This window comes from Xylanibacter oryzae DSM 17970, assembly GCF_000585355.1.
GTDB classification, from domain to species: domain Bacteria; phylum Bacteroidota; class Bacteroidia; order Bacteroidales; family Bacteroidaceae; genus Prevotella; species Prevotella oryzae.
Map to the genome: position 1 here is coordinate 2,425,451 of NZ_KK073873.1, position 13,353 is coordinate 2,438,803.

The following is a 13,353-nucleotide window of genomic DNA, read 5'->3' on the forward strand; positions in this document are numbered from 1 at the left end:
TAGTTAGAGTTCATATACTTTATTTTGGACAAATTTAGCCCATTCCACCGGTGTTTTACTGTCGTCGAATGTCTGCCAAGAAATAGGTTTTCCTATAGCAATTCTAAATTTCTTATGCGTATTTTTATACATTTCATCTACAAGAAATAACATTGCGACATTAAACTTTATATGTAATGCCGAACATAGATTTGCCAAGTTATAGAAGAAATTTGAGTTATGTCCACTAAAATGTATAGGTACAACATCGCGATGCGTCTCTACACTTTTACTAATAAAAGTCTTCTTCCATGTCAAATCATGAATTTTACCGTTAATTCGGCGAGAACATATCCCAGCCGGAAACATCAGAATATTATTATCACTCATAAATCCGGCCTCAACCATTGCAGGGAAATTGCGTCCATGATTACCTGTTTTATTTATTGGAATACTTACAGGCTTCAAACCGGGAAGATTCATTAACAAGTCATTAATTAGATAACGAAAACGGCCATCGTAATGATGGCCTATAATTGCGCCCAATGCTACTCCATCAGCGCCTCCAAGGGGGTGATTACTTACAAAAGTATATAATTTGCCATCATTTTTATCCGGGAGATTCTCTTTACCCTCAATAGTTATATCCATATCAAGATAGCGCACACACTCTTCAAGCCACTCGGTACCTACCTCATTACGACTTTTCCATAAGAAGGCGTTAACTTCATCTTGATGCACGATATGTTTAAGCCAAGAGACAAAAAAACGTGGAACAAATTTTATTTTTGTACCAATCTTAGATTCCAGTATTTTACGGATGTCTATTGTCTTCTCTGTAATCTCAGTCATATTTCTATTTACACTAACAATTTGCAAAAATAGCAGAAATCTTTTAAATTAAATACTATTTTGTCGAAAAAATGTTCAAAAAACTATATTTTGATACTATCTCAACATAATTGTAGCATATTTGTCAAATATACATATTTAATAAAAATGACATGGTTTGTAATACGAACTAAAGAAAAATTGAAAAATTGACGATTTTGTGAATGTATATAAGGATTTTTATGTACCTTTGAACCCAAAATCACTTTTATAAGATGTACGTATGCAGCCTTTAGAAGAAGTACAAACATATCATGTACCAGTTTTGCTTAATGATAGCGTAAGCGGATTGATAGTAAAGCCGAATGGCGTTTATGTAGACGTCACATTCGGCGGAGGTGGCCATAGTAGGTGCATCCTTAATAAACTAGATGCGAAAGGGCATTTATATGGTTTCGACCAGGATGCTGATGCTGAAAGGAATATTGTAAACGATGAGCGTTTTACGTTTGTAAGAAGCAACTTCAGATATTTAAAAAATTGGATGCGTTACTATGGTATAGAACATATTGACGGACTTATCGCGGATCTAGGTGTTTCAAGCCATCACTTTGATGATGAGACACGCGGATTCTCTTTCAGGTTCGAGTCTCAATTAGACATGCGCATGAACAAACGTGCAGGAAAGACTGCTGCAGATATACTAAACACATACGAAGAAGAGCAATTAGCTGATGTATTCTATCTTTATGGGGAATTTAGAAATTCAAGAAAGATAGCAGCTACAATTGTCAAAGCACGTCAGGAGAAGTCAATACTGACAACACAAGACTTTCTTGATGTAACAGAAAAGCTATTTACTCGTGAAAGAGAAAAGAAAGAGATGGCCAGACTATTTCAGGCTTTACGCATCGAAGTTAACCACGAAATGAGTGCACTCAAAGAGATGTTGTATTCTTCAAAAGATCTTTTATGTCCCGGAGGCAGACTGGTAGTAATAACTTATCATAGTCTGGAAGACAGAATTGTAAAGAACATGATGAAATCCGGAAATGTAGAAGGTAAGATATCAAAAGACTTCTTCGGTAGAATAGAGACACCTTTTAACATGATAAACAACAAAGTTATTGTTCCTACTGAAGATGAACAGAAACAAAATTCTCGCAGCCGTAGTGCAAAACTTAGAATTGCAGAAAAGAAATGATAGAAAGTAAAGAAGAAACGGAACAGGTATCCCCTAAAGAAAAAGAAGCTGAGGAATCTGAAGACTATGTAAAAGCAGCGATAAAGGAACAGGCTCGGGAAGAAGATCCTGTATCCTCTACAAATTTTTCTCTCCGCAAAATCATTGGCGGTGATTTCCTTACTGCGAAAATGATTCGTAGCCAAATATGGTTAATCGTTTTAATAGTAGGATTCACTATATTTTATATATCTAGCAGATATAGTTGCCAGCAAGACTTAATAGAAATAGACAAGCTTGAAGGTGAATTGAAAGATGCTAAATACAAAGCTCTCTCGAGCTCTAGTAAGTTAACCGAAAGATGCAGAGAAAGTCATGTGCTGGAAATTTTGCAAAACAATAAAGACAGCATACTGCACATTGCAAATCAACCACCATACAAAATAGAAGTGCCTGATGAGTAAGTTTGAAAATAAAAAGATAATGCCACGCTATTCTGTCATTGCTATTGTAATGACACTAATATCCATTTTTATTGTAGGTAAGGCTTTTTATATTATGACAGCAAAGCATGACTACTGGATGAAAGTTGCTTCTAGGCAGAAGAAAGATAGCGTAAGCGTGAAACCTGTTAGAGGTAACATTCTTAGTTGCGACGGACAACTAATGGCTTCTTCTATACCTGAATTCAAAATATATATGGACTTCAAGGCCGGAGGACACAAAAAGGATTCAATGTGGCTTGCCAATGTAGATAAAATATGTGAAGGCCTACATAGAATTTTCCCTTCAAAATCAATAGCCGCTTTCAAGAGAGACTTAGAAGAAGGACGTAAGGATATGAATCAGAACTGGCCTATTTGGGATAAACGTATTGATTATAACACATATACAGAGGTTAAAAAGCTTCCAATATTCTGTATGTCCGGGTATTCTGGAGGATTCCATAAAGAAGTTTTTGATTCAAGACGTAGACCATTCGGATCTCTTGCTCAAAGGACCGTTGGAGATTTATATGGAGCTAAAGACATGGCGCGTTGCGGTCTGGAATTATCTTACGACTCTATTCTTAGGGGTACGAATGGTATAACACACCGCCGAAAGGTAATGAATAAATTCCTAAGTATTACAGATACGCCACCGATTGATGGTGCTGATATTATAACGACAATAGATGTAAACATTCAAGATCTTGCAGAACGTTCTTTAATTAATGAATTAAAAGATATAAATGGGAATGTCGGGGTCGCTATTGTTATGGAAGTAGGAACCGGAGACGTAAAGGCTATCGTTAATATGTCAAAATGTGACGATGGAGAATACCGAGAAATTAAAAACAATGCTGTTTCCGACCTAATGGAACCTGGATCAGTATTTAAGACAGCATCAATGATGGTGGCTCTAGATGATGGTGTTGTAGACACAACATATACAGTAGACACAGGGTGTGGTGTATGGAATATGCATGGAAGGGATATGAAAGACCACAACTGGCGAAAAGGTGGATATCAAGTACTAACTCTGCCACAGACACTTATGTACAGTTCTAATATAGGTGTCAGTAGAATTATTGATGACCATTATGGCAATGACCCTGAGAGATTTGTAAGAGGTTTATACCGTACAGGAATTGCAACAGACCTACATATTCCGCTTGTTGGAGCTACTCCTCCAAAAATACGTATGCCAAAGAAAAACAGGCGTGGCGAATATGTCAACTGGAGTAAGACAGCCTTGCCTTGGATGAGTATCGGTTATGAGAGTCAGGTTCCGCCAATATCTACTTTGACATTCTATAACGCCATTGCTAATGGAGGAAGAATGATGCGGCCCAGATTCGTAAAGAAGATATTAAAGGGTGATCAAGTTATTGCGGAATTTCAACCAGAGATGATTAAAGCACACATCTGCAAAGAGAAGACGCTACATGAACTACAAACTATATTAGAGCATGTGGTAAGTCAAGGACTTGGTAAAAAAGCAGGCTCAAAGTCTTTTTTAGTTGCCGGTAAAACAGGTACAGCACAAATTTCAAAAGGTATCGGAGGATATAAGGAAGGTGGAACTAACTATCTTCTGAGTTTTGCAGGTTATTTCCCTGCTGATGAACCAAGATATAGTTGCATAGTCTGCATACAAAAGACAGGCACACCGGCATCCGGTGGTGGTATGAGTGGTCTTGTGTTTCATCACATTGCAGAAGGTATTATGGCAAGAAGCCTGAAGCTTGATGTTTCTGATGCCCGTGACTCTACTTCAATATTAATTCCAAATGTAAAGAATGGAAATATCCTTGCTGCAGACTATGTCCTTAACCATCTAGGTATAAATACTAACACAGGTTGGGGTGGCTCGTACGCAAACGGAAACCCGATATGGGGAACAGCAAGTAGTAATAGCAAAACAGTAAATTTATCAAGACAGGCCATGTACAGGCACAACATAACACCTAACGTAATGGGAATGGGCGCAAGTGATGCTGTATATATGCTTGAAAGCAGAGGTATAAAAGTAAAAATACAAGGACGCGGAAAGGTTGTGTCGCAAAGTTACCCTGCAGGTAAATTAATAACAAAAGGTGCTGTTTGCACAATAAAGATGGAATAAAAATTTAAACAAGAATAGATATGAAATTAAAAGATTTACTCAAAAACATTAAACCGATTGATATCGATGGCGATACAGAGGTGGAAATCACTGGAGTAAACATTGACTCAAGGCGCATTGAGTCAGGGCATCTCTTTGTTGCTATAAAGGGTACGCAAGTTGACGGTCATAAATTCATAAGTAAAGCTATAACACTTGGTGCAAAGGCAATCTTATGTGAAGATATGCCTAATGAGAAGACCGACAATGTAACATATATAAAGGTAGAATCTACAGAAGATTCAGTTGGCAGAGTTGCGACTTTATTTTACGGAGATCCATCTTCTAAATTAAAACTAGTTGGCGTAACAGGCACAAATGGGAAGACGACCATTGCCACCTTATTATATAATATGTTCAGAAAATTTGGATATAAGTGTGGATTATTATCTACCGTATGCAATTATATAGATGGAGAAGCTATACCAGCAGACCATACTACGCCAGACCCTATTGAACTAAACCAACTTCTCAGTAAGATGGTAGAAAAAGGTTGTGAATATGCCTTCATGGAATGTAGCAGTCACGCCATTGCCCAGAAACGAATTGGCGGATTAAAATTTGTTGGCGGAATATTTACGAACCTCACCAGGGACCATCTTGATTATCACAAGACATTTGAAAACTACCGTGACGCGAAAAAAGCATTTTTCGACGGACTGCCTAAAAATGCATTTGCGATTACTAATGCTGACGATAAGAATGGTATGGTAATGGTACAGAATACAAAAGCAACAATAAAGACATACTCTACACGTACAATAGCAGATTTTAAAGCAAAACTGCTTGAGTGCCATTTTGAAGGAATGTATTTAGATATCAACGGAAAGGAAGTAGGCGTACAGTTTATTGGCAAATTCAATGTAAGTAATCTTTTGGCCGTATATGGAACAGCTGTAATGCTAGGCAAAAATCCAGAAGACATACTATTAGTACTAAGTACACTTAAGAGTGTTAGCGGCCGTCTGGAACCAATAAGTTCTCCAAATGGATTTACAGCAATTGTAGATTACGCTCATACTCCTGATGCTTTGGAGAATGTATTAAATGCAATACATGAAGTACTAAATGGTAACGGAAATGTGATTACAGTTTGTGGAGCTGGTGGTAACAGAGATAAAGGCAAACGTCCACTAATGGCACAAGAGGCAGTAAAACAAAGCGATAAAGTTATTATAACAAGTGATAATCCAAGACTTGAAGAGCCACAAGATATAATAAATGATATGCTTGCCGGTCTTAACTCACTGCAAATGAAAAAAGTAATAAGTATAGTAGATAGAAAAGAAGCTATACGCACTGCATGCATGCTGGCCAAAAAAGGTGATGTTATCCTTGTTGCAGGTAAAGGGCATGAAGACTATCAGGACATCAAAGGTGTAAAGCATCATTTTGATGATAAAGAGATTTTACACGAAATATTCAAAAACTGAAAATAAGAAATTAAAAAATGCTATATTATCTATTCAGATTTCTAGACCAATTCGGTATACCTGGATCTCACATGTGGGCATATATATCATTCAGGGCATTATTAGCTTTGATTCTATCACTTATTATATCAGCTTGGTTCGGTGAAAAATTTATCAAGTTCTTAAAAAGTAAGCAAATAACAGAGACGCAGCGTGATGCAAGCATTGACCCTTTCGGAGTAAAAAAAATAGGTGTACCATCTATGGGAGGTATTATCATCATTGTAGCTATATTGGTTCCTGTAATCTTACTAGGAAGAATGCGAAATATATATCTAATATTAATGATAATAACCACTTTATGGCTAGGGTTACTCGGTGGTTTGGATGATTATATAAAGATATTCAGAAAAAATAAAGAAGGACTTCAGGGAAAGTTTAAAATTGTAGGACAAATAGGACTTGGACTTATTGTTGGCATGGTTTTATATTTAAGTCCCGATGCTGTTGTACGTGAGAATCTTACAATACAAAAGCAAGGACAAGAAATGGTTGTCAAGCATAGAAGTAAACCAGTAAAATCATTAAAAACGACAATACCTTTTGTTAAAGGGCACAATCTAGACTATTCAAAGTTAATGGGATTTTGTGGAAAATACAAAACCGCAGCAGGTTGGATTTTATTTGTTATAATGACAATTATTGTCGTTACAGCTGTATCCAATGGAGCTAATCTTAATGACGGAATGGACGGGATGTGTGCTGGAAATTCAGCAATAATAGGAGTTGCACTTGGAATATTCGCATATGTAAGTAGCCATATTGAATATGCGGCCTATCTTAACATTATGTATATACCTGGATCACAGGAACTTGTTGTGTTTATATGCGCATTCGTTGGTGCACTTATTGGATTTCTATGGTACAATGCCTACCCAGCACAGATTTTCATGGGAGATACAGGTTCACTCACAATTGGCGGAATTATCGCTGTATGCGCAATTATCATTCACAAAGAATTAATGCTACCGATTTTATGTGGTATATTCTTTATAGAAAGTCTCAGTGTGATAATGCAGGTGTACTACTATAAATTAGGAAAAAAGCATGGGGTGAAACAACGTATATTCAAACGTACGCCAATACATGATAATTTCCGTACACAGCAATCACAATTGGATCCTGAATGCAAATATCTGGTTAAAAAGCCTAAAGGCGCAATACATGAGTCAAAAATCACAATACGCTTCTGGATTATGACTATAATACTAGCAGCGCTGACCATAATAACGCTAAAAATGCGGTAATAGAATAAACAATAGTAAACAGATTTATATATGAAAAGAATTGTTATACTAGGAGCTGGTGAAAGCGGCGCAGGAGCTGCTGTACTAGCAAAAAAAGAAGGTCTTGATGTATTTGTTTCTGACATGTCTAAAATCAGCGACAAATATAAGAAACTAATGAATGATCATGACATTGAGTGGGAGGAAGAGCATCACACAAAAGATAAAATACTAAATGCCGACGAAATAATAAAGAGTCCGGGCATACCATTCAGTGCTCCTATGATACAGAAGGTCATCGAGAAAGGTATACATATAATAAGTGAAATAGAATTTGCAGGCAGATATACAGATTCTAAAATGATTTGTATTACAGGCAGCAACGGTAAAACGACTACTACATCTCTTATTTATCATATATTTAAATCAGCTGGATATGATGTTGGTCTTGCAGGCAACATTGGCATAAGTCTTGCACTACAAGTAGCCGAATCACCTCACAAATACTATATCATTGAGCTTAGTTCATTCCAGTTGGACAACATGTACAATTTCCGCGCAAATATAGCTATTTTGCTCAATATAACTCCAGACCATCTGGACAGATATAATAACTGCATGCAAAATTATGTGGATGCAAAAATGAAAATTATTCAGAACCAGACGGAGGATGATTCTTTTATATATTGGAACGATGATCCTATAATCAAGAAAGAATTAAGCAGATATGACATTAAAGCTGTTAAATGTCCATTTGCTGAACTAAAAGAAAAAGGAGCTATCGGATACATAGAAGAAGGAAAATATAAGATAGAAAAGCCTACCCCATTCAATATGGAACAAGAAGAGTTAAGTTTGACTGGCAAACATAATATATACAACTCGCTTGCAGCTGGGATAGCATCTAACATATCAGGAATTAAGAAGGACATCATCAGAAAAAGTCTTAGTGATTTTCCCGGAGTAGAGCACCGCTTGGAAAAAGTAACTAAAGTACGTGGGGTACAATATATCAACGATTCAAAAGCAACGAATGTTGACGCATGCTGGTATGCACTAGAGAGTATGAAAACGCCTGTTATACTTATTCTTGGAGGTAAAGATAAAGGTAATGATTATAATGCTATCAAAGAACTTGTAAAAGAAAAATGTGTTGGACTCGTCTATCTTGGTGCAGACAACACAAAACTTCACAAATTCTTTGACCAAATGGAAATACCTATAAAAGATACTCACAGCATGAAAGATTGTGTGACTGCATGCTATGAAATGGCTAAATCGGGCGATACAGTCTTACTTAGTCCATGTTGTGCCAGCTTCGATCTATTCCATAATATGGAAGACCGTGGCGAACAATTCAAAACATTAGTTAAGAATCTATAGTAAACAACTTATAAAATTTACAAAGTTGAACAAAGCATTAAATAACATATTCAAGGGTGATAAAGTAATATGGATGGTATTCTTTTTCCTTTGTATGATTAGTATAGTTGAGGTATATAGTGCATCTAGCGAACTGACTTACAAAAAAGGTAATTATCTATCACCGATAATTTACCATTGCGCCATACTGGCTGCAGGATTATTTGTAATGGTAATAACCCTTAACATAAAATGCAAATACTTCAAGTTATTCACACCGTTTCTTCTATTCTTGGCATTAACTACACTCATTATAGTGTTTCTGACAGGACACTCTACCAATGGTGCACAAAGATGGATAAGTGTTTTTGGAATGCAATTCCAACCTTCTGAAATTGCGAAAGGTGCGATGATTCTAGCCGAAGCACAAATATTAAGTGCCATGCAAACAGATAATGGAGCTGATAAAAGGGCATTCAAATATATACTGATTGTTGCCGGTTTCATGGTATTACCCATAGCTGTAGAAAACTTATCTACAGCTGTGTTACTCTGCATGGTCATAATAATGATGATGATCATAGGGAGAGTTCCTAAATTGCAGATTGGTAAACTGATGGGTATTATAATGATAATGGTAGCCTTGGCTTTTGCGATAATTATGATTTTCGGTACCGACAAATCGAAAGAAACTTCAAAGACCAATCTTGAAGAACAAGTAGCGCAAAACAAAAAGTCTTCTACTATTGAGAAAATATTTCATAGAGCAGACACATGGAAATCACGAATTAATAAATTCATGAGCGACAAAGAAGTAGCTCCAGAAGATTACGATTTGGACAAAGATGCACAAGTTGCCCACTCAAATATAGCCATCGCATCATCTAATATTGTAGGAAAAGGCCCTGGAAACTCTGTTGAGAGAGACTTTCTGTCGCAGGCATTTTCAGATTTTATTTACGCAATAATTATTGAAGAGATGGGTATTGAAGGTGCTATAATTGTTGCATTTCTATATGTTGTATTGCTATTTAGAACAGGAAGAATAGCAAATAGATGCGAAAACAACTTTCCTGCATTCCTCGCAATGGGACTTGCCCTTATGCTTGTGACACAAGCTATATTTAACATGCTTGTTGCCGTTGGACTAGCACCTGTAACAGGTCAGCCATTGCCCTTAGTGAGTAAAGGAGGAACATCGACAATAATCAATTGCGCATACATTGGCGTAATACTAAGTATAAGCCGTTCTTCTGTAAAAAGAGAGGATGATAAAGAAATTTCTGACGATACCCAAACAGAAGTGAAGCGAAACTCACAAATATGCGAATAAAATCTCACTGAAATTATAAAAAGAGAAAAAAAATAGTTACTTTTGCGAAATAAAAGAGAAAAATATGAACGAAGAATTAAGAATCATAATTAGTGGCGGTGGCACAGGCGGACACATTTTCCCGGCTATATCAATTGCTAATGCAATAAAAGCAAAGCGCCCTAATGCTAAGATTCTATTCGTTGGAGCACTTGGACGTATGGAAATGCAGCGTGTTCCAGCAGCTGGATATGAAATTAAGGGACTGCCTGTATGCGGATTTGATAGAAAAAATCTGCTAAAAAACATCATAGTAATTTACAAACTATGGAAGAGTCAACGCATGGCAAAGAACATTATTAAGGATTTCAAGCCTATGGCTGCTGTCGGAGTTGGTGGATACGCTAGTGGGCCTACTCTAAATCAAGCAGCTAAGATGAAGATTCCATGTCTTATACAGGAACAGAACTCCTATGCGGGTGTAACTAATAAGATACTCGCAAAAAAAGCTAATAAGATATGTGTAGCTTATGATGGGATGGATAGATTCTTCCCCGCTGACAAAATAATAAAAACTGGTAATCCAGTTAGACAAGCTATATTAACAACTACTATCAGCAAAGAGGATGCTATAAAAAGTTTTGGATTAGATCCCGAAAAGAAGACCATATTACTCGTTGGAGGAAGCCTTGGTGCACGTACAATTAACGAGAGCATCTTAAATCACATTGAGATGGTTGAAAATTCAGGGGTTCAATTTATATGGCAAACTGGTAAATATTACAATGCCAGTATAATGGAAGAATTGAAAAAACATAAAGAATTAGAAATGCTACATGTCACTGATTTTATATCAGACATGGGAACAGCATATAAAGCTGCGGATTTAGTTATAAGCAGAGCTGGAGCAAGTAGCATATCTGAGTTCTGCCTGATCGGCAAACCCGTAATTTTAGTTCCTTCGCCTAATGTTGCAGAAGATCATCAGACTAAGAATGCATTAGCATTAGTCATGAAGGACGCTGCATTATATGTAAAAGACTCTGAAGCATCCAAATCACTACTTGGAATAGCAATAGATACGGTGAAAGAAAACGAAAAACTTAATCAACTTAGTAACAATATATTAAAATTAGGATTACCTAATTCTGCAGATATCATAGCCAATGAAGTAATAAAAATGGCTTTGCAAAAATAAAATTATGGAAATTAAAGATATTAAATCAGTCTATTTTGTAGGTGCTGGTGGCATTGGAATGAGTGCTATAGCACGCTATTTCATCAATAGAGGAATGGTTGTTGCCGGATATGACAAGACCGAATCAGAACTAACTAAACAGTTAGAAAAAGAAGGAATGTTAATTCATTACGAAGAAGATATAAATGCAATTCCTCATGCATGCAAAGATGTAAAATCGACACTAGTAATTTACACGCCGGCCATCCCTGCAAAACACAAAGAACTAGAATTTTTCAAAAAAGGAAATTTTGAAATTGAGAAAAGAGCACAAGTTTTAGGAACTCTTACACGCACCCATAAAGGATTGTGTGTTGCTGGAACACATGGAAAGACAACTACATCTACAATGGCTGCACATATATTGCACCAAAGCCATGTAGATTGCAATGCGTTCTTAGGTGGTATATCTAAAAATTACGGGACAAACTACATTTTAAGTGATACAAGCGATTATGTCGTTATTGAAGCAGACGAATTTGATAGATCTTTCCACTGGCTTCGCCCTTATATGACCGTAATAACAGCTACAGACCCAGACCATCTGGACATTTACGGAACAAAAGAAGCTTATCTTGAAAGTTTCCGTCATTATACGACACTCATACAAGATGGTGGTGTTCTGATTATACACAAAGGACTCGAAATGAAAGATGACATCTCTAAAGGTGTTAAAAAATACGATTATAGCCTAGATGAAGGTGATTTTCATGCTGAAAACATTTTAATCGAAAATGGAGAGATCACGTTTGACTTCATTTCTCCTATTGAATCTATCAAAAATATAAGTCTTGGACAACCAGTACCTATTAATATTGAAAACGCTATAGCAGCAATGGCATTAGCGCAATTGAACGGATGCACTGCTGAAGAGATAAAATATGGAATGAAGACATACGCAGGTGTAGATCGCCGCTTTGACTTTAAGATTAAAAACGACAATATAGTATTTTTAAGCGACTATGCACATCATCCAAAAGAGATATACCAAAGTGCGAAAAGCATACGCGAACTATATAAAGACAAGAAAATTACTGCTATATTCCAGCCTCATCTATATACACGTACAAGAGACTTCTATAAAGATTTTGCATCAAGTCTAAGTATCTTAGATGAAGTTATACTTTGCGATATATATCCAGCACGAGAAAAACCTATTGAAGGTGTAACATCAAAGCTTATATATGACAATCTAAAAGAAGGTGTTAAAAAAGAAATGATACATAAAGAGGATGTTCTGGATTATATAAAAAACCATGACTTCGAAGTCCTTTTAGTACTTGGAGCAGGTGATTTGGATAATTACGTTCCACAAATGACGAAAATTTTGAAAGAGAAATATAACTAAATGACTCTAAACTGGAAAAAATCAATTATAATCGTACTTGATATTGTAATTGCAATATACTTAGTATTCGCTATTACGTCGTTTAATAAACCGAGCGATAAAAATAGATTGTGTACCAAGGTTGGTATCAATATCTGCGATGATGTAACTGATGGTTTCCTAAGTGCAGCGGAAATAAGGAATATACTTATAAAAAAGAATTTATATCCACTAAACCGTCAAATGCAGAATTTAGATATAAGAACTATTGAAGATGTTTTAAGACACAGTCCTTTCGTCAAATCTGCACAATGCTATAAAACAGAAGATGGACATGTATGTATAAACATCAAACAAAGGACACCTGTAATAAGAATTAAAAGTATAAATGGAGACGATTATTATTTGGACGACCAAGGTGGTATAATGCCGAATACTAGATACGTTTCAAACTTAATCATCGCAACAGGATACATACCAAGATGGTATGCTTGTAAGATATTAAAGCATGTGGCAAATCATATCAACCACGATAACTTTTGGAAAAACCAGATAATGCAAATTAATATTCTACAGGATCTAAGTGTTGAAATTGTACCACGCGTAGGCGATCATATAGTATATCTAGGCAGACCCACATATATACAAGACAAATTATCACGACTGGAAAAGTTTTATAAATATGGTTTGAATCAAGTAGGATGGAATAAATATTCTTATATCGACCTTGAGTTTAGCAACCAAATAATATGCAAGAAAAAACAAAATATATAAACTA

Annotated in this window: 11 protein-coding genes; 10 read left to right on the forward strand and 1 reads right to left on the reverse strand. The window is 36.1% G+C overall.

Annotation, left to right across the window (positions count from 1 at the left end):
• Positions 1 to 3 precede the first annotated feature (3 nt).
• Positions 4 to 831 carry a lyso-glycine lipid O-acyltransferase GlsA gene (gene glsA / locus XYLOR_RS09845; RefSeq protein ID WP_036878982.1) on the reverse strand — a complete coding sequence of 276 codons (828 nt, stop codon included), beginning with the start codon at positions 829 to 831 and terminating at the stop codon, positions 4 to 6.
• A 262-nt stretch (positions 832 to 1,093) separates the two neighbouring features.
• Between glsA and rsmH the strand changes: the two genes are divergently transcribed.
• From rsmH to XYLOR_RS09895, 10 genes are all read left to right on the forward strand, one after another.
• A complete protein-coding gene (rsmH, locus tag XYLOR_RS09850; RefSeq protein WP_036878983.1) occupies positions 1,094 to 2,014 on the forward strand; it encodes a 16S rRNA (cytosine(1402)-N(4))-methyltransferase RsmH in 921 nt (306 codons plus the stop codon).
• Positions 2,011 to 2,457, forward strand: a complete 447-nt coding sequence (locus tag XYLOR_RS09855; protein WP_245601999.1) for an FtsL-like putative cell division protein — start codon at positions 2,011 to 2,013, stop codon at positions 2,455 to 2,457. Before rsmH ends, XYLOR_RS09855 begins: the two co-directional genes overlap by 4 nt.
• Positions 2,450 to 4,600 (forward strand): PASTA domain-containing penicillin-binding protein, encoded by a 2,151-nt coding sequence (locus XYLOR_RS09860; RefSeq protein ID WP_036878984.1) that lies wholly within the window; start codon positions 2,450 to 2,452, stop codon positions 4,598 to 4,600. The genes XYLOR_RS09855 and XYLOR_RS09860 overlap by 8 nt, the downstream gene beginning before the upstream one ends.
• A 20-nt stretch (positions 4,601 to 4,620) precedes the next feature.
• Entirely contained in the window at positions 4,621 to 6,072 is a 1,452-nt protein-coding gene (locus XYLOR_RS09865) for a UDP-N-acetylmuramoyl-L-alanyl-D-glutamate--2,6-diaminopimelate ligase (RefSeq protein ID WP_036878985.1), read from the forward strand.
• Positions 6,073 to 6,089: 17 nt separating this feature from the next.
• A complete protein-coding gene (locus XYLOR_RS09870) occupies positions 6,090 to 7,358 on the forward strand; it encodes a phospho-N-acetylmuramoyl-pentapeptide-transferase (RefSeq protein WP_036878986.1) in 1,269 nt (422 codons plus the stop codon).
• A gap of 30 nt (positions 7,359 to 7,388) precedes the next feature.
• Positions 7,389 to 8,720: a UDP-N-acetylmuramoyl-L-alanine--D-glutamate ligase gene (gene murD / locus XYLOR_RS09875; RefSeq protein ID WP_036878987.1), complete on the forward strand. Its 1,332-nt coding sequence runs from the start codon at positions 7,389 to 7,391 to the stop codon at positions 8,718 to 8,720.
• Positions 8,721 to 8,793: 73 nt separating this feature from the next.
• A complete protein-coding gene (locus tag XYLOR_RS09880) occupies positions 8,794 to 10,032 on the forward strand; it encodes an FtsW/RodA/SpoVE family cell cycle protein (protein ID WP_051509052.1) in 1,239 nt (412 codons plus the stop codon).
• Between the two features lie 64 nt (positions 10,033 to 10,096).
• Entirely contained in the window at positions 10,097 to 11,209 is a 1,113-nt protein-coding gene (murG, locus tag XYLOR_RS09885) for an undecaprenyldiphospho-muramoylpentapeptide beta-N-acetylglucosaminyltransferase (protein WP_036878989.1), read from the forward strand.
• A gap of 4 nt (positions 11,210 to 11,213) precedes the next feature.
• Positions 11,214 to 12,596, forward strand: coding sequence for a UDP-N-acetylmuramate--L-alanine ligase (gene murC / locus XYLOR_RS09890; protein ID WP_036878991.1), 1,383 nt, complete (start codon positions 11,214 to 11,216; stop codon positions 12,594 to 12,596).
• On the forward strand, positions 12,597 to 13,349 hold the full coding sequence (locus XYLOR_RS09895; RefSeq protein WP_036878993.1) for a cell division protein FtsQ/DivIB: 753 nt from the start codon (positions 12,597 to 12,599) through the stop codon (positions 13,347 to 13,349).
• Positions 13,350 to 13,353 lie beyond the last annotated feature (4 nt).

What these genes read in the sequence shown, in the direction of transcription:
- XYLOR_RS09895 (WP_036878993.1), top strand. Translation starts at nt 12,597, where the DNA reads ATGACTCTAAACTGGAAAAAATCAATTATAATCGTACTTGATATTGTA.
- XYLOR_RS09880 (WP_051509052.1), top strand. Translation starts at nt 8,794, where the DNA reads ATGGTATTCTTTTTCCTTTGTATGATTAGTATAGTTGAGGTATATAGT.
- XYLOR_RS09855 (WP_245601999.1), top strand. Translation starts at nt 2,011, where the DNA reads ATGATAGAAAGTAAAGAAGAAACGGAACAGGTATCCCCTAAAGAAAAA.
- XYLOR_RS09865 (WP_036878985.1), top strand. Translation starts at nt 4,621, where the DNA reads ATGAAATTAAAAGATTTACTCAAAAACATTAAACCGATTGATATCGAT.
- murG (WP_036878989.1), top strand. Translation starts at nt 10,097, where the DNA reads ATGAACGAAGAATTAAGAATCATAATTAGTGGCGGTGGCACAGGCGGA.
- murD (WP_036878987.1), top strand. Translation starts at nt 7,389, where the DNA reads ATGAAAAGAATTGTTATACTAGGAGCTGGTGAAAGCGGCGCAGGAGCT.
- glsA (WP_036878982.1), bottom strand. Translation starts at nt 831, where the DNA reads ATGACTGAGATTACAGAGAAGACAATAGACATCCGTAAAATACTGGAA.
- XYLOR_RS09860 (WP_036878984.1), top strand. Translation starts at nt 2,450, where the DNA reads ATGAGTAAGTTTGAAAATAAAAAGATAATGCCACGCTATTCTGTCATT.
- XYLOR_RS09870 (WP_036878986.1), top strand. Translation starts at nt 6,090, where the DNA reads ATGCTATATTATCTATTCAGATTTCTAGACCAATTCGGTATACCTGGA.
- murC (WP_036878991.1), top strand. Translation starts at nt 11,214, where the DNA reads ATGGAAATTAAAGATATTAAATCAGTCTATTTTGTAGGTGCTGGTGGC.
- rsmH (WP_036878983.1), top strand. Translation starts at nt 1,094, where the DNA reads ATGCAGCCTTTAGAAGAAGTACAAACATATCATGTACCAGTTTTGCTT.